A 16,814-nucleotide genomic window follows, 5' to 3' on the forward strand; every position below is an offset into this window, starting at 1 on the left:
CCATGACGGGGTTCTGGGACTCAGGCGAGAAGAGCACGGCATCGGAACGACGATTGCAGCGGATGGAGGAAGCCCGCCGCCGCGTGGAGGCCGGGGAGAACACCTCGCCGCCGCCTCCGCCCGCACCCGCCAGGAGCACCCGGCCGACTCGGTCCGCCCGCACGGCCAAGGCCCCGACCGTCGATCCGCTCGCGGTGACCGGCGCGCAGTTCGCGGTGTGGCGCAGCGTCCAGCACTTCTGCAGCACCGACTCGACGCCCGACGCCCGCGGCGCGAACCTCGACCTCTTGGTCGCCTGGTCCGACTCGATCCAGCCGTTCCGGCTCCGGCAGCGCATCGTCGCCCGCCTGGACAACGAGGGCGCCTGGCTGCCCGTCTGCTACGCCAAGGACGGCGCCCGCGAGCCCATCACGCAGGCCCAGGCGGAGCGCTACCGGGAGGCCCGGATCGGTGAGACCACCCTGTCCGGCGGGGCCCAGAAGCCGCTCAAGGACACCGACCACCCGGACGAGACGCTCACCCTGTAGTCGGCCCGCCCTGCAGCCCACCCTGCACCCGGCCCTGTCGCGCCCCGACCCCGCCGGCCGGGGGTCAGCGGTCCCCGAGCGCGAACCGCCGCCCCTCGGGCTGCGGGCCCGTCGCGAGGACGATCTCCTCGGCTCCCGCCTTCGCGGCCGCCGCGTCGGTGGTCTCCTTGGCGGCGGTGACCTCGCCGTCGTCGTTGTTGTCATTGCCGTCGTCGTGGTTACCACAGGCAGGGTCCCCCTCGCCGGTGGCGCGGACCATCTCGCCGTCGCCGGGCAGGGGATCGACGGCCACGATCGTCCCCTCGTCCAGCAGGTCGATGATGGCCGTGCGCGCGGCCCGGGCGTAGCGCAGGTTCCGTAGGGCCGGGGTGTCGGAGTCGGGCGCGGACGGATCCACGTCGACCAGCCGCAGCGGCTCGCCCGATGGCGCCTCGTACGCCTCGCAGACGGATTCGACGAGCTCGTCGAGCGCCAGGCTGTCCCGCTCGCCGAGCTTGTCCACGATGATCATGCGGGCACGCTCCAGCGCCGGCGCCTCGGGCTCGGTCGCGGTGTCGATGGCGGTTCGGATGGTCTCGAGTGAGGTCATACCCCGAGCCTGCCAGCCCGGGCGACGACGTGCAGCCGGTCAGCAGGGCCGGTGGGCGTCGTGTACCTCCGATACCACCGTCACCACCACGTCCTCGATCTTCCAGCTCAGCTCCGCCAGCCTCCGGCGCACGTCCGCGAGCCGCTCGACGGTGATCTCCCGGCCGCGGGCCGGGACGAGGAACGCCTCGACGTGGAAGACGTGCCCCTCGTCGCGTATCCGCGCGCCGTGGTCATCCGCCCAGTCGACGCCCGCCAGCAGTTCGTCGATCCGGTACACGAGCGGGTGCGGGTCCGTGCCGTCGAACCGGGTGGGTCGCGCATCGGCGAGTCCCTCGATCGCCCCGCGCAGGTTTGACCACCCGTCCCGGACGATCGACGCACTCACCACGAGCGCCGCCACCGCGTCCGCCCACCACAGGCCGAGCGAGATGCCCAGCACACCGACGATGGTGGCCAGTCCGGTCTTCCAGTCGGCCCGGTTCATGTCGGCGTCGGCGTAGAGCACCTTGTCGTGCAGCGCCTCGGCGGGACCGGTCTTCATGCGACCGAGGATGAGCGGCCCGATGACGGACAACGCCATCACCGCGATCATCAGCCACCCGGACCAGATCACCTGCCCGCCGATCACCACGACCCCCATCGGCGGGCGTTCACGGGTCAGCAGAGCCGTTCCGGAGTCGACGACGAGGAACGCCCCCATCGCGAGCAACGCCACCCCCGCGACGAGGTGTGCGATCCCGACGGAGCGGTGCCTACCGTAGGGGAAGCGGGCGGTCGGCGGCATGCGGGAGACCCGGATCGCCACGAGGAAAGCGATCGGCGGGAGCAGCGACAGCGAGTCCTCGATCCACGCGGCCTTCATCGCCTGCGACTGACCCGACACCGCGTACACCGCGGCGACGGTCACGGTCATCACCGCGAGGGTGGCCCACTCCAGGCGGATCGCCCGGCGCAGCGCTTCCCGCTGCTCGACGGGCAGGTCGTCGCGACCGAGCCCCGAGGCCACGCCCGCCACCTCGCGTTCGCCCCGGCCCCTGTCCCGCTCGTCACTCACGATTCACCCCCGGCCTCGGCGAGGTAGGTCTCCAACGCCACCAGCAGCGCGTTCTCCCCGAGCGGAGTGGCCATCACCATCTTCTCGGTGTCCCCGTCCGGGGTGACCTCCTCGGTGTACGGCCTCGTCAGTGCGACCTCCTTCTCCCACGGCGAGTCGGAGGTCAGCCCACCCACGACCACATCGAGGTCACCGCGGGCCATCGCCATTGCCAGTTCGCTCTCCGCGCCCGGCGTCCACTCGACGTCCGCAGCGTGGGCTCCGGCGAAGCCGGTGACGAGGTCGACCTCCCGACCGGCGACGCGGCCGTCGTCGTATACCTCGGTCCACGGTGGGTTCTCCGACACGCCCACCCGGAGCACGCCGTCGGTGATGCGCGCGAGGCTGCCGTCGGTGTCCTTGGGTACAGGTCCGCCGCAGGCGGCCGCGAGGGTGGTGACGGCGGAGGTGAGAACAACGGCGACGACGCTGCGGGCGGTCGTCGACACCGGGCTGCGAGACGGACGACGCACGACGGGATGGCTTCGGACCCGCACGATTCCCCCTCCGCGTGGAGCAGTTCAGGACGAGAGTTCCACCAGGACGCCGGGGATCTCGGCCAGCAGTTCGCGGGCGAGGAAGCCGGTCGCACCGATCCGGGCGGACAATCGTTCCCCTGCCCGCCCATGGCTGTGGGTCGCCCACGCGGCGGCCTGGGCGGGTTCGGCGCCCCGGGCGAGCAGCCCGCCGATGAGCCCGGCCTTGACGTCACCCGATCCCGAGATCCCCAGCCCGAACGAACCGGTCTCGTCCCGCCAGAGTCGGCCGTCCGGGGCGGCGATCCACGACGTCGCGGTGCCGGTCACCACCACGGCCCCCGCGCGCTCGGCCAGCGCCACGGCGTGTCCCGGGGTGTCGGCCTCCACGTCGTCCTCCGGCACGTCGAGGGTCCGGGCGAGCTCTTTGGGGTTGGGGCTGAGGACCGCGCGGCCGTCGAGGTGGGCGAGTCCGCCGGGGTTCTCGGTGACGTAGGCCATCCCCAGCGCGTCAAGCACGAGGGTGGTGTCCAGCCGGGGCACGACGTCCGAGAGCAAGTCCACCGCTGCGACCTTCTCGCAGATCCCGGGGCCGAGCACCACGGCGTCACACCCCTCGGCGAGCTCGACGATCGTGTCCGCCCCCGCGGCGGTGAGTTCACCGGCGTCGTCCTCGGGCAGACCGATCGACTTCGACTCGGGAATGTGGATCGCCAGCGACGACGACACCGACCCGGCGGTGGCGATCTGTAGTTTGCCGGCCCCGCACCGCAGCGTCGCCTCGGCGGCCAGCAGCACAGCGCCCGGGGTGGACCTGCTGCCACCGACGACCAGCACCCGCCCGCGGCCCTCCTTTCCACCACCGGGGGAGGGGAGCGCCCAGTCCCGCAGCGCATGGTGCGTGAGGACCGACTCGCTGCTCACCTCGCCGCTCATCTCGCCGCCCCCTCGTTCCCTGAAGGCGACTCTCGCGTGGTGGGCGCATGGCCGCGCTCCACGGCCGTCGTGTCGGCATAGCTATGCAGCTCGAGCCCAGCGCTGCCGGGGTGGTGCCCCACCGATTCGTGCCGCCCCGGGCGGTGCTGCCTCGGTGCGAGCTGCCGCTGGCGATAGATCGTCACCGAGCAGTTGGGTAGCGGGTCCTCGCGGTCGACCCGGAGGACCTCCTCCTCAGCCAACTGCTCCAACGCGACCCGGAAACACATGATCACGGCCTGGTGGCTGAAGACGCAGACCCGCTCGCCCGCGTACTGCTGCCGGAGGTCCGTCAGCAGATACCGCACGCGCAGCAACACGTCGGTCCAGCTCTCACCACCCGGCGGGCGGTAGTAGAACTTGCCGATCCGGTCCCGTCGCTCTGCCTCCTCCGGGTACCGCTCCCGGATGCCGCGGCCGGTGAACCCGTCGAGGATCCCCAGGTCGCGCTCCCGTAGTCGCTCGTCGGTGAGCAGCCCGGGGCCACCCACCCCGCCGCCCGGTGCGGTGTCGCCGGCCGCCTCGAGCGCAGCCGTGGCGGTGTCCGCCGCACGGCGATAGGGCGAGGTCAGCCACACCGTCGGCCGGGCGTCCTCGGGCAATCCGCCGAGCCAGGCGCCCACTGCCCGAGCCTGTCCCACCCCCGACTCCGACAGCGGGGTGTCGGCATCACGGTGGTCCAGGTCGAGACGGTGGGCGCCGGCGGCACGGGCGTTGTCATTGGCGACGTTGCCCACGCTCTGGCCGTGGCGGACCAGGAGGAGTCCGGCGAGTTCCGTCACGGCTCGAGGACCACCTTCACGGCGCCGTCCTCCTTCTTCTGGAACATCTCGTACGCGCGGGGCGCATCGGCCAGTGGGAGCCTGTGCGTGGCGAAGTCGTCGACGCCCAGCGGGTCGTCGTCGGTGAGCAGCGGCATGATCTCCGGAACCCAGCGCTTGACGTTGGCCTGGCCCATCTTCAGGGTGATCTGCTTGTCGAACAACGTCAGCATCGGAATGGGATCGGCGGTGCCGCCGTACACGCCCGAGAGCGAGATGGTCCCACCGCGGCGCACGATGTCGATCGCCCCGTAGAACGCCCCGAGGCGGTCCACCCCCGCGTTCTCCATCATCTTCTTGCCGAAGAACTTCGGCATCAGACCGACGGCGGCGTGCGCAGCGCTGGCGATCGGCGAGCCATGCGCCTCCATCCCCACCGCGTCGATCACGGAGTCGGGCCCGCGGCCGTCGGTCATGTCGCGGATCGCATCGCCGATCTCGCCGGGAACGTCGGTCGGATCGAGGACCTCCACCCCCCGGTGGGCCTGACGGGCCCGGCGCTCGGCCACCGGGTCCACGCCGATCACACGGTGACCACGGTGGGCGGCGATCCGCGCGGCCATGTCCCCGATTGGCCCGAGGCCCAGTACGACGACCGTGCCGCCGTCGGGGATCTGGGCGTACTCCACGGCCTGCCACGCGGTGGGCAGGACGTCGGACAGGTAGAGGTAGCGGTCATCGGAGTGCTCGTGCGGCACCTTGATGTGGGTGTTCTGGGCCTGCGGCACGCGCAGGTACTCGGCCTGACCGCCGGAGACGCTGCCGTACAACTCCGAATAGCCGAACAGCGCGGCGCCCATACCCTGGTCTCGGACCTGGGTGGTCTCACACTGGGTGTTCAGGCCCTTGTCGCACATGTAGCAGTGGCCGCAGGAGATCTGGAAGGGCATCACTACGCGGTCCCCGGGCTTGAGCCCGGTCACCTCGGCGCCGACCTCCTCGACGATTCCCATGGGCTCGTGGCCGAGGATGTCGCCCTCGTTCATGAAAGGACCCAGCACCTCGTACAGGTGTAGATCCGATCCGCAGATGTTGGTGCTCGTGATCTTGACGATCGCGTCGGTGGGCTCCTGGATCTTCGGATCAGGAACGTCCTCGACGCGGACGTCGCGCTTGCCGTGCCAGGTGACTGCCTTCATGCGCGGGGCTCCTCTCTGGTCGTGCCATGCGCGTTCACGCATGCCTCCGACGGTAGTAACGGAGGGCAGCGTCCGCATCCGGTAACCGGGGGCCGCGGGTCGCAGGACGCTCAGGACAGCGCAGTGTGGTCGGGACATCATCGCGTTCGGGAGACCGTCGGCGAACCGGGGCTCTCGCTTCGCGATACCGGATAAAGTGATCGTCATTCAGATCGGATCGGTCGGTTACCCGACCCCGTCGCTGGTGGTGACCATGAGTAGTCCGCCCAACGGACCCGGCTGGGGTAACGAGGGGTGGGGGCACGCCTCGTACGGAGAGCCTCCGCAGGATGCGCGTCGCTCTCCGGTGGTCTGGGCGCTCGGCGCGCTCATCGTCGTGTTGCTGATCGCCCTCGCAGGCACTGTCGGGTACCTGCTCGCGTCCGACGACGACCAGCCGGGCGCGGCTTTCGCACCCACGACGACCCCCTCCGAAGCGTGGACGACGAGGCAGGGCGCCCCCTCGGCCTCGACAGGGAACGGCACGCGCGCAGGAGTGGCGGGGGTGGGGCCGTGCGACCCGGACGAGATCGCGGCAGAAGCGGGTATCACCCGCCGGGATGTGAACATCGATCGGTGCCTGGGCGACTGGGCTCTCGCTCATGTGGACGTTCCGGCCGGCGAACCGGCCGGGGACACGCAGTACATCCTCGGTCGCGCCGACGGAACCTGGAGTCGCTATACCGGTATTCCTTCGGGGATCTGCTCGGATGATGCGGAGGGTGACGGGATGCCCGCCGAACTGGCCGCGTTCCTGAACGAGTGCCCGCGATCTGAGGGCGCGGCGGGGGATCTGGGCCTGGCCACACCGATGTCGAGGCCGGCCTGCGATGGCCGGGGAATCGTGGTCCTGTATTCGGCTGTCACGCCGGGGGCCTACTCGGAGGAGATCTCTTCCGCGCTGTCGAGGCACCCGGGGGCGTCCTACCTCCGTACCGACATGGCGTGCCCGTCCCTGCGTTCTCGCGATGAGAACGGCAATGTCATCTACGCGGTCTACCGGCCGTCGGGGTACACGCGTGGGGAATTGTGCAGCGATGTGCGAGCGGTGGGTCCGCCCGCGTACGGCCGGTGGCTGGACACCACGAGCGACCCGACCGAGCTCGTCACCTGCTGACCCGGAGGTCGGCCGGGTCGGGGACGAGGTCAACGAATGAGCAGCGGAATGTGTTGTTCATCAGCGGTGTTGGCCCCGTGGTGGCCGAGCAGGGATGACTCCATCTTCTCGAGCTGTGTACGCGCGAGAATCACTCCTCCGGCGGCGATGCCGATGACGTCGCCCAGACGATCGGCGTGGTCTCGGTCGGGTCCGAAGAGGTGCTCGTCGAGTGCCTGGTCGCGACTGATCACCCGGGCGCGGCCGGCCAACTCTGATCGCCACGTGTCCAGGACATCGTCGGCCGATCCCGGTCGCGCGTAGACGTGTCGCACTCGGGGCTCGCCGGCAACGGTCTCGACGTCGGCGAGCAGCGTCGGCGTCGCGTCTATGTCGACAACGGTTTCAGCAGTGACCATCCCGTGGTCTGCCGTCAAGATGAGCCTGCAGTCGCGGGGCAGGTCAGTCGCGAGGTCCGCGACGCACCTGTCCACTGCGCGCAGGGACTGCAGCCACTCGGGAGACCCTGGCCCGTGGACATGGCCGATGAGATCGAGGTCGCCGAAGTAGGCGTAAGCGAACCGTCGAGCGCGAGATGGCTGACTGAAGGTGTCGAGTATTCCCTGGCGGACTTCGTCAAGGGTGCTCGCCGCCCGATAGTCGCCCCCCGCCCGGAACGCTGCGCGGGTCAGTCCCGACTCGCGGAAATCCTCTCGCATGACGTAGGTGACATCGACCCCGTCAGCGGCAAGCAGCTCTAGAAGGCTCGGCTGTTGTTGAACCTGTCGGGGCGGGAAGCGATCCATCGCCGAGGGGCCGCTCGACGATTCGACCGTCCACCGCAATGGATTGAACGACGCTGGCGGACCGCCGGACTCGCCGGAGATCCGGAAGCTGTATCCCACGATGCCGTGTTTGGAACACGGGGCACCCACCGCGAGGCTGGTCAGGCTGGTCGCAGTTGTCGAGGGAAAACCTGCGGAAATCATGCGGCTGGTCATCGCGGCGAGGGTGGGGGCCTCCTCGGCGTGCTGGCGGATGAGCTCCGCACCAAGCCCGTCGATGAGTACGAGTACTGCGTCCCGAGCCGGCGGTAAGTGCAGGGGGTTGCGTAGGTCAAGCCCCAGGGCCGCAGCAACTGACGGCATGACGTCGGCTAGTGAACCGTCAGACGGGTTGGCGGGGATCGCGCTCATCTCCTCACCATCCCCCAAAGACCCGCTCGGAGTGGGGGAAATCCGTGCCCCCAGGAGGTTCGGTTCACTCGGTGCGGCCCTCGTGGTGTCAGAAGGGCGGTGGGTCGATGAGTTCGTCGAGGCGTTCGTGGAGTAGGGCGCGGATGCCTTTTTCGATGTCGCTGTGGTGGGGTTTGTTGCGGGCCCACCAGCGGCTGGCGCTCTCGGGGGTGGCGCTGGCGGGGGTGGCTTTCTCGGGCGCGGTGTCCTCGGCCGCGCCGGCGCTGGAACCGGCGCCGCCTGAGCTCGTGCCGTTCCCGGTGCCCGTCCCGGTCCCGGGGGCGGGTGGGGCGGGGTCAAAGGTGCGGGCGCGTTCGGCGTTGCGGCGTTCGGTGCGGTGGCGGGCCGCGCGGCGCGACCAGAACGTCGGCTCGGCGTCGGCCTGCTCGTCACCGGTGGGCCCGGGGCTGCGGCGTTGTTGCCGGGTCCACGCCTCGGTCTCGGCGCGGGCCTGTTCGCGCCGGTATTCGGCGAGCGGGCCGGAGGGTCGGGTGAGCATGGTGGTGCCGTCCGGGGTGCGCACCAGCAGGGTGCCGTCGGGCTGCAGTTCGTAGATCCAGTCGGAGAAGGTCTTGAACCGGTGGTGCCGCCGGCACATCGCGGCCAGGTTGGCCTCGATGGTGTGCCCGCCCCGCTGGGGGTCGGCGTGATCGAACGGCACCACATGGTCCAGATCGCAGGCCTCGGCCGGGATTGCGCAGCCGGGGTGGCGGCAGGTGCCATCGCGCAGCCGGATCCGGCGGGCCAACTGGGCACTGGGCCGGTATTTCAGGGCGGCGCGGGCGTCGTCGGCGGCGCCGATGCGCGGGTCGATGGGTTCGAAGGTGGCTCCGTCGCTGGTGGCGAGCATGTCGAGCAGGGCCTGCAGGGCGGCCTGGCCGGTGCGGGCGAACTCCACCCGGGCGCCGCCGGCGTCGCGGGCGTGGTTGCCGGTGGCGATGACGGTGACCTTCGGCCGCAACGCCACCCCGGCACCCGGCGCGCCCGACCGGCCGGGGCGGGCCGCGGTGCCGGCCGGGGCGGCGTCGCCGCACACCAGAGACATCAGGGCGTCGGCGCGACGCTCGGCGATCGAGTAATCCTCGACCTCGCCAGCGCCATCACTGTCGGCCGCGCCGCCATCGCCGGCGTTGGCGGCGGCTTGGGCGTCGGCGTACGTGTGGTCTTTCACGCGGTGGTCGAGGGCCTCGGCCAGGACGGCCGCTTCCTCGGTGGCCAGGATCGCCGACACACTCGACATGCCGTCGACGCCCTTGTGGAACCGCACCCCGCGGGTGCGGGCCGCTTCCTGACGGCGCAGGCGGATGCCGTTCGCGTCGTAGCGGGCGATGATCGCATCGACGTTGCCGCGGATGGCTTTCTCGCCCATGCGCACCCCGCCCTCGATCGCGGCGAGATACTCCTCGACGACCTGCCGCTGCACCGCCTCGAGCACATCGACGTGGACGGTGGCCATCTGCGAGGCCAGGATATTCGCGGCCTGCAGATCCAGCCGCCCCTGCGCCATCGCGGACAGGATCGCCGGATACCGCAGGTGCAGATCGAGGGCGAAGGTGATCATCCGTTCGGCCCGGCCCGTCGAGATCGTCATCGCCGACACCACGTACCCGGCCGCGACATCGATCGGATCGAGCACGGCATGACCGGGCCGACACTCACCGCTGCCCGCCCCGGACTCCTCCCGGCGTTGGCATTCGACAAATAGCTCGTAACAGGCCACGAACCGGCGCGCCGCCGCACGATTCTCGCCCATCCACCCCTCCCGCGCCGCCGCCCGCAACCCCGACAGCGACACGGGCGCCGCGGAACCGGAACCGCCACCAGACGAGGAGGGGCCATCGGCCGCGGCGTCTTCGTTCCCGCCCATGTGCCCCACCCCCTGACCGTCCGGCTACCTGGTATCGAATCTGTGTTCTATGATACGCACGTACATTCGAACAGGCAAGGGTTTTTTCCGCTTCTGGCCTATCCATTGAATTGCAATCACCGATCGCCCATTTCAGCGAAATGTATGATCCACTCTTCTTGATTGCTTGGGGTGGATGCCCCGTAGACCCAAACTCGGAGGCGTTCCATGACCAAGACCATCACCTGTGCCGGAGCCGTGGCCGCCGCGCTCCTCGTCTTCTCTACGGGGGCCGCCGCCGCCCAGACTTCGGAAGCCACCGGCTCCGACTCCCTCCCGGGAGCATCGGAGACCGAGGGGGGCTATCTCGGCGAGGCTGGCGAGCTGCTGCCCGGTTCCGTTACAGGTTCTCTGCCCGGTTACGCCTCCGGACCGCTGGGTTCCACCGCCACCCTCGTGTGCAATCTCGGTTCGGCGGCCGGCGCTGCCGCCAACCTGATGGGCGTGCCGTTGCAGGTTCCGGTGGGAGTCATCTGCATGGTCCTCAACCCGGTCGCCGAGTCGGCGGATGCGCTGCTCGAGGGAGACGTCCAGGGTTCCGTCGGCGCGGTGGTGTCCGGTGTGCCGCTGGTCGGCGCGTCGCTCGAGGATCAGATTGACACCGGGTCCGCCACCGAGTCGGTGGAGGGGTCCGTGGGTGATCGACTGGGTTCTGTCTCCGAGGCCGCGCTGACTCCGGAGAACTGAGGCGGCTTCCGCGCCCCGCGCCCCCGCGCCCCGCGCCCGGACTCCAACCCCAAGGCCCTGGCTAAGGGGCGGGGTCGATCCGGGTGGTGGGCGTCGGCCTACCTAACGCTGCTGGCGCCCGAAGGCGTGCGGTTCGACGGGCTGCTGCGCCAGGGGTAGGCCCGACACCACGAGTCGGTAGGACTCGGTGACCAGCTCGGAAACCATGTCCGCGGTCAGCGTGCCGCCGGGGTGCAGCGAGATCCAATGCCGCTTGTTCATGTGGTACCCGGGCGTGATGTCGGCGTGCGCATCGCGCAGGGCCATCGAGTCCGACGGCAGTGCCTTGAGGATCACCTGACGCTCGCCGTTGACGACCGCGTGGAACATGAACATCTTCCCGCGGACCTTGAACACATCGAAGTCCGGCCCGAACGGGAACTCCAGAGTCGACGCGGGCAGTTCGCGGGCGCGCATCGCCGCGCACTTCTGGAGTTCCCGTCCGTTCATGCCGTCGACGCTACCGTCGCCGGCTCCGCGCCCGGCTCTGCGCCCGGGCGGGGGGACGCTGCGGTTCGCCCGGCGTGTCGTCGTCCCGGGCCAGCCGGGAGACGAGCGGGTTGGCGAGCGTCCCCGCGAACTGCAATGACCCGGCCTGATCGGTCAGGTCGACCATCTGCCGCGTATTACGCAACTGCAGGCGGTTAAGGCACGAGTGCTTGAACCGCGGAGCGAACAGCGCCTCCCAGGTGGGACGGTGCACCTCGCCGTCGTGCACCCGGCCGTCGTAGTCCCCGCCGTCGTGGTCCTCGCCGTTGTTCCCCTCGCCGCCGCGACCCTCGCCGCCGCGACCGCCGCCGGGAGCCAGGGTCTCCAGGCACTGCCGCGTCTCGTCCCAGAACTGATCCGCCTCGAGCACCCCGGCGACGTCGAGGATCGAGGCGAGGTGGCGCAGCACCCCGTCCATGACGTCGGTGTGGACGCTCAGTGCGGCTGTCTCCGCGTCCACCACGTGGCGGATCCGCTCGAGCCCAGAGGGCAGAGGCCGGTCACGCACCACGGCGACCTCCTCGCCGATGTCCTTGAACAGCGCCCGGCGCACGGTGTGGTCGGGGCCCATCACCACGATCACGTTCTCACCGTGCGGCATGAAGACCAGCCCGTGCACGAGCAGGCACCTCGCGACGGGCAGCACGTAGGCGTCGAGCAGCGCCCGGAGCCAGGTGCGGGCGTCCAGGCCCGACCGCTCGAGGTGCTCGACGGCGAGGGACCGCCCGTGCAGGTCCACGTGCAGCATCGAGGCCAGCGTGACGGCACGTTCTCCGGGGGCCAGCCGCGAAACGGGGCTCTCGCGCCACAGGGCCGCGATCATCTTGGTGTGCGGCCCCTCGTCCGAGATCCCGGCCGCGGCCGCCCGGTGGTAGGCGTCGCCGGTGTAGCCCACGGCGGCGACCTCCCGCAGGATCTGGAGATCCAGCGCGCGCAACACCGGATCCGAGGCGACGACCCCGGCCACCCAGTCGTTGACGGCCGGGGTGTCGCGCATGTACTTCGGCGACAGGCCGCGGGTGAACCCCATGTTCTGCACGGCGAGGGCGGTCTTGACGTAGCCGCGCTCGGGGTGGGTCACGTCGAAGAAGGTGCGGACGGACTGCTGTGGCCGGTACTCGCTGTCGGATTCGCCCAGGTGGACCAGGTCGTGGCGCGCGAGATCGGGGGCGAACGCCACCGCGACCTCGTGCTGCCACTGCCACGGGTGCACGGGCAGGATGCGGTAGTCGGCGGGGTCGAGGCCCAGCGAGCGCAGCTGGTCGTCGCACCGCATTAGCGCCTCGGTGCCGAACTCGCGCGCGTAGTGGTCGCGCTCGTCGAGGCCCGTGACGGTGGCCAGGTGGCTCAGGCCGCGGCGGGCTGCCAGCCACACCAGGCGGACGGTCGACGGGGCTTCGGGCGTGTAACGGTGACGGTCGGACAGACCCAGGCCCACGCGGCCGTTGTTGGCGACGAACCCGGGATGACCCTCGGTCATCGCGCCCTCGACCTCCTGCAGGCCCGCCTCCGCCAGCTGTTGTGCGGGGCGATCGCGGTGATGCAGGCAGAACGCCGCCGAGCCGAGCGTGGCCGCGATCTCCTCCAGGTAGGTCCCCACGAGCGACCCGGGGATCCCCAGATGGGGCGCGAGGGTGAGGATCAACTCCTGCGCGTCCGGCTCGACCGGGACGCCGTCGACCTCGCGGCACAGCGAGGCCTCGTCGATCGCCCAGTGCTCCAGCGGCAGCACCCGCGCGCGGAACGTCCACCGTTCGCTGCCGGCGCGGACCGCGTAGACATCGGGGCCGGCGTCGGTGTCAGTGGAGCGGGTGGGCGCGAGGAGCCGCTCGTGGGAGAACTCGGCCAGCGCCTTGGCGCAGAGGTGGCGGTGCGCGCGGCGCATGGCGTGACCGGTGAGGTGGGCGTGGGGTGGCAGTGCGACCGGGGGTGACGACGACGAGACCGGCATCGACGTCCGGCCGATCTCCGACTCGCGGAACGCCTCGGCACGACAGATGGAGAGCAGCGCCGTCTTGTCGGGCAGGTCGACGGGGCCGTCCTCGCGGAAGCCGGCGCGGGCGTTGAGCCGGTGCACGGCGGTGTTCCGGATGTCCGGCTCCACCACCACCCGGCGGGCCGGGGCGCCGAACAGCGGCACCTCGAACGCGGTCGAGCAGATGGCCCCCATCACGGCCGCGGACGTGCCGGGGACCGGCGTGCGGGTGGGCGCGACGAGCAGGTGCATCCCGAGGTCGCCCGGCTCGTGCGGGTACCGGCCGTCGAGTTCGACGACGTCCGGGTCGTAGAACACGGCCAGGCCCACACGTAGACCGTCGATGCGCACCATGTGCACCGACCGGTGCGGGCTCGCCGACCAGTCGGTGAGGAACTCCTCGACCTGCGCCGGGGTGGTACCCCGCATACCCCAGTAGGCGGAACCGGGATGGTCGAGCCACGCGTGCAGGGTGCGGACGGTGTCGTGGTCGAGGGCCAGTGGTTCCAGGGTGACCAACCCGGCTGGCGTGTGGACGGTGCTGGTGTGGACTGTGCTGGTGTGGACTGTGCTGGTGTTCATCGTGCCTCCTGGTGCCGGGCGGTCGGGGCGCCGAACTGCTGGAACGCGATCGACGACTCGATCGGGTAGACCTCGCGGCCGCAGATCCCGCGCAGGATGATGCTGTTGCGCATCGCTCCCATGCCCAGGTCCGGGGCGGTGAGCCCGTGGGTGTGTTCCTCCGCGTTCTGGACATGAATGAAGGAGTGTGCGCGGTCGACGGTGTGATCACGGGCCACCCGGTAGCGCCCGCGGCCGTCCCTGTCGATCTCTTCGGCGATCCCGTCGAGGAACCGCGGCGGCGTGGGGGAGTAGCCCGTCGCGAGGACGAGTCCCTCCGTGTGATGGGTCCACTTCCTGCCGGTGTCGGTGCAGCGCAGGTCCAGGCGCAGGGCAGCGCCGGAGGCGGTGGCAAAGTCGGTGGCGTTGCCGGGGTCGGCCTCCCGGTGGGCACGGTCGAGGGCCGTGGCGGCGGCCAGCAGCCCGGTGTCCAGGCCCCGGACCGAACGGCGGTAGAGCAGATCATGGATCTGGTTGATCAACTCGGCGTCGATGCCCTTGTACAACGAACGCTGCTCGCGCAGCATCCGGTCGCGCTGGTCAGGGGGCAGGTCGTGGAAATGGTCGACGTACTCGGGCGAGGTCATCTCGAGTGTGAGCTTGGTGTACTCCATCGGGAAGAACCGCGGCGAGCGTGTCACCCAGTCGACGCGCGGGCCGACGCCGGCGGCGGCGGAGAGCAGGTCGTGGTAGATCTCCGCAGCCGATTGGCCACTGCCCACCACGGTCACCGACCCCAGCGAGAGTAGGTCCTCCCGCCGGTGCAGGTAGTCGGAGGCATGGAGAGCCACCGTGCCGCCACCGTCGAGCGGGCCGGTGTCGATCGGCGACCACGGGGTCGTGCCGATCCCCAGCACCAGGTGGCGGGCGCGATAGGTCTCGGTGCCTTCGCGGGTGAGGGCGGTGACACGGTAGACGGGGGCCTCGTCGTCGTCGCCCGGTCCCTCTCGTCCCTGGTCTTCCCGTCGGACGTCGACCACCTCCCGCCCCCAGCGCAGGCCGCGCACCCGCTCGGCAGCCCACCGGCAGTAGGCGTCGTACTCGGCGCGCAGCGGCTGGAAATTCTCACGGATGTAGAACGGGTACAGACGCCCGACCTGCTTGAGGTAGGCGAGGAACGAATACGGCGAGGTCGGGTCCGCCAACGTGACCAGGTCGGCGAGGAACGGCACCTGGATGGTCGCGTCGTCGAACATGAGTCCGTGGTGCCAGGCGAAACCGTCGCGGGAATCGAGGAACACCGCGTCCAGACCCAGCGGCTCGGCCAGGCACGCCAGGCCCAGGTTGAACGGGCCGATACCGACGCCGAGCAGGTCGTGCACACGGGAGGAGCCCAGGTCAGTGCTCACGTCAGCACCCCCGCGGTCGTGGCCTCGCGTATCCCCTCGGCGAGGTATCGAGCGGCGTCGCGGACGTCCGTCAGCACGACGGCCACGTCCTCGTCTTCGAGGTTCGGATCGAGGACCGTCAGCTTGAGACAGGGCCGGCCGTCCACGACCGTCGACGCGACGAGCGAGCGTCCCTCCGCGAACAGCGCGTCGCGGACGGGGCGCACGAGGGCGTCGGCCTCGTCGTCAGTGAGTGCGCTGTCGGTGACGGGACGGTCGGGCGCGGTCACCGCGGGCCGGGGCCGGAAGAGCACCGTCGACAGGGCGGGGCGCCGCACCAACTCGAATTCCGGGTCGGCCTCGATCGTCCGGCCGACCCGGGCGGCCACGTCGATCGCCTCGTCGAGCAGACGGCCGATTCCGTCAGCGCCCAGCACGCGGAGCGTCATCCACAGTTTGAGGGCGTCGAAACGGCGGGTGGTCTGCAGGGACTTGTCCACGGCGTGGTCGTCGCCGTCGGCGGGGTTGAGGTAGTCGGCGCTCACGGTGGAGTGGCGGAAGCCCGAACCGTCGCGCAGCAGCAGCGCCGAGGCGGCCACCGGCAGGAAGAACGTCTTGTGGAAGTCCACGGTCACCGAGTCGGCGAGCTCGATCCCGTCGAGCAGGTCCCGGCGCGTCGGGGAGACCAGGAGCCCGCCGCCGTACGCGGCGTCCACGTGTAGCCAGACGTCGTGGTCGCGACAGACCCCACCGACCGCCCGCAGCGGGTCGATCGCGCCGTGGTCGGTGGTGCCGGCCAGCGCGACGACGGCCGCGACCTCGTCCCCGGCGTCGGCCAGCGCGGACAGGGTGCGGTCCAGGGTCGCGGGGTCCATCCGGTCGCCGTCTCCGGGCAGGGTGATGACCGCATCCGGCGAGAGTCCCAGCAGGCGGGCCGCCTTGACCACGCTGAGGTGGGCGTGTTCGCCCGTGACGATGCGCAGCCGGGACAGTCGGGCGCCGCGGTCGGCGTCCCGCCCCGCACCCCGGCGCCCGGGGGCCGGTCGGGCGAGACGGTCCTCGCGGGCGGTGAACAGGCCCTGCAGGTTGGAGGCGGTACCGCCGGTGGTGAAGACGCCGTCCGGGCGGGCGGTGGCGTCGAGATCATTGGCGTCGAAAGCACTGGCGTCGAAACCGATGAGCCCGGTGACCCAGTCGATGAGCCTCTGTTCGATCAGACACGCCGACGTTCCCTGGTCCCAGGTCTCCACAGCCGTATTGACCGATGTCGCGAGTGCCTCGGCGGCGACCGCCGGGATGGTGATCGGGCAGTTGAGGTGGGCGAGGTAGCGCGGGTGGTGGTAGCCGACGGCGTGGTCGAGGTAGAGCTCCCGGACCTCCTCGAGTGCCCTGTCCAGCGTGCCCAGCGGTGCGGCGAGATCGACGGCAGCGGTCTGCGCTGCCAACGTCGAGGGCGACGCGGACGAGCGCGGCGTGGTCCGACCGTCGAGATACCGGCTCACCTCGGCGGTCGCGGCAGCCAGGGCGTCGGCGTGGGCCTCCCGGTTCCGGCTGCTCAACAATGGATCGTTCACGGGTACTCCGACCTACTCGGGGACAGCGGCACGACCGAACGCTATGCAGGGTAGGCTTACCTAAACAACAACAGAGTGATATGAATCACGTTGTGGGACAGGTGAAGTGGAAATCTTTGACGTAACTGTTGCGTGGGGGGTTCGGATCCCGCTACGGTGACGCCCACCAAGGTAAGCCAAGCCTAAGTCGCCTGGGCCGGTTC

At 70.5% G+C, this 16,814-nt stretch carries 15 protein-coding genes; 3 read left to right on the forward strand and 12 right to left on the reverse strand.

Annotated elements, in window-relative coordinates:
• Positions 1-2 precede the first annotated feature (2 nt).
• Positions 3-527 (forward strand): hypothetical protein, encoded by a 525-nt coding sequence (locus VZF99_RS06190; protein ID WP_067713851.1) that lies wholly within the window; start codon positions 3-5, stop codon positions 525-527.
• Positions 528-591: 64 nt separating this feature from the next.
• On the opposite strand, the gene VZF99_RS06195 is transcribed toward VZF99_RS06190, so the two are convergent.
• From VZF99_RS06195 to VZF99_RS06220, 6 genes are all read right to left on the reverse strand, one after another.
• Positions 592-1,116: a hypothetical protein gene (locus VZF99_RS06195; protein WP_407335908.1), complete on the reverse strand. Its 525-nt coding sequence runs from the start codon at positions 1,114-1,116 to the stop codon at positions 592-594.
• Positions 1,117-1,155: 39 nt separating this feature from the next.
• Positions 1,156-2,172 (reverse strand): cation diffusion facilitator family transporter, encoded by a 1,017-nt coding sequence (locus VZF99_RS06200; protein WP_407335909.1) that lies wholly within the window; start codon positions 2,170-2,172, stop codon positions 1,156-1,158.
• On the reverse strand, positions 2,169-2,660 hold the full coding sequence (locus tag VZF99_RS06205; protein WP_407335910.1) for a transporter substrate-binding domain-containing protein: 492 nt from the start codon (positions 2,658-2,660) through the stop codon (positions 2,169-2,171). Before VZF99_RS06205 ends, VZF99_RS06200 begins: the two co-directional genes overlap by 4 nt.
• A gap of 72 nt (positions 2,661-2,732) precedes the next feature.
• Positions 2,733-3,623: an NAD(P)H-hydrate dehydratase gene (locus VZF99_RS06210; RefSeq protein ID WP_120285839.1), complete on the reverse strand. Its 891-nt coding sequence runs from the start codon at positions 3,621-3,623 to the stop codon at positions 2,733-2,735.
• A complete protein-coding gene (locus VZF99_RS06215) occupies positions 3,620-4,444 on the reverse strand; it encodes a histidine phosphatase family protein (RefSeq protein ID WP_407335911.1) in 825 nt (274 codons plus the stop codon). Before VZF99_RS06215 ends, VZF99_RS06210 begins: the two co-directional genes overlap by 4 nt.
• Entirely contained in the window at positions 4,441-5,622 is a 1,182-nt protein-coding gene (locus tag VZF99_RS06220; protein WP_120285841.1) for a zinc-dependent alcohol dehydrogenase, read from the reverse strand. Before VZF99_RS06220 ends, VZF99_RS06215 begins: the two co-directional genes overlap by 4 nt.
• A 253-nt stretch (positions 5,623-5,875) precedes the next feature.
• Here VZF99_RS06220 and VZF99_RS06225 point away from each other — a divergent pair, with 253 nt between their 5' ends.
• Positions 5,876-6,778 carry a hypothetical protein gene (locus VZF99_RS06225; RefSeq protein ID WP_227022249.1) on the forward strand — a complete coding sequence of 301 codons (903 nt, stop codon included), beginning with the start codon at positions 5,876-5,878 and terminating at the stop codon, positions 6,776-6,778.
• 29 nt (positions 6,779-6,807) lie between these two features.
• Here VZF99_RS06225 and VZF99_RS06230 read toward each other — a convergent pair whose 3' ends face one another.
• Entirely contained in the window at positions 6,808-7,953 is a 1,146-nt protein-coding gene (locus VZF99_RS06230; protein ID WP_407335912.1) for an alkaline phosphatase family protein, read from the reverse strand.
• An 88-nt stretch (positions 7,954-8,041) separates the two neighbouring features.
• Positions 8,042-9,859: a DUF222 domain-containing protein gene (locus tag VZF99_RS06235; RefSeq protein ID WP_407335913.1), complete on the reverse strand. Its 1,818-nt coding sequence runs from the start codon at positions 9,857-9,859 to the stop codon at positions 8,042-8,044.
• 207 nt (positions 9,860-10,066) lie between these two features.
• Here VZF99_RS06235 and VZF99_RS06240 point away from each other — a divergent pair, with 207 nt between their 5' ends.
• Positions 10,067-10,585 (forward strand): hypothetical protein, encoded by a 519-nt coding sequence (locus tag VZF99_RS06240; protein WP_163375625.1) that lies wholly within the window; start codon positions 10,067-10,069, stop codon positions 10,583-10,585.
• 102 nt (positions 10,586-10,687) lie between these two features.
• Here the strand turns inward: VZF99_RS06240 and VZF99_RS06245 are convergent, their stop codons facing one another.
• From VZF99_RS06245 to VZF99_RS06260, 4 genes are read right to left on the reverse strand one after another with little or no spacing between them, the layout of a single operon-like run.
• The gene (locus VZF99_RS06245; RefSeq protein WP_119191854.1) at positions 10,688-11,074 is read right to left on the reverse strand and encodes an MmcQ/YjbR family DNA-binding protein; all 387 of its coding nucleotides are present in this window, start codon (positions 11,072-11,074) and stop codon (positions 10,688-10,690) included.
• Between the two features lie 10 nt (positions 11,075-11,084).
• Positions 11,085-13,670, reverse strand: coding sequence for a GNAT family N-acetyltransferase (locus tag VZF99_RS06250; RefSeq protein ID WP_407335914.1), 2,586 nt, complete (start codon positions 13,668-13,670; stop codon positions 11,085-11,087).
• Positions 13,667-15,058, reverse strand: a complete 1,392-nt coding sequence (locus tag VZF99_RS06255) for a lysine N(6)-hydroxylase/L-ornithine N(5)-oxygenase family protein (RefSeq protein ID WP_407335915.1) — start codon at positions 15,056-15,058, stop codon at positions 13,667-13,669. Before VZF99_RS06255 ends, VZF99_RS06250 begins: the two co-directional genes overlap by 4 nt.
• A complete protein-coding gene (locus VZF99_RS06260; protein WP_407335916.1) occupies positions 15,055-16,596 on the reverse strand; it encodes a pyridoxal phosphate-dependent decarboxylase family protein in 1,542 nt (513 codons plus the stop codon). The genes VZF99_RS06255 and VZF99_RS06260 overlap by 4 nt, the downstream gene beginning before the upstream one ends.
• Positions 16,597-16,814 lie beyond the last annotated feature (218 nt).

This window comes from Dietzia kunjamensis, from assembly GCF_045689975.1.
In the GTDB taxonomy this organism is placed as follows: domain Bacteria; phylum Actinomycetota; class Actinomycetes; order Mycobacteriales; family Mycobacteriaceae; genus Dietzia; species Dietzia kunjamensis.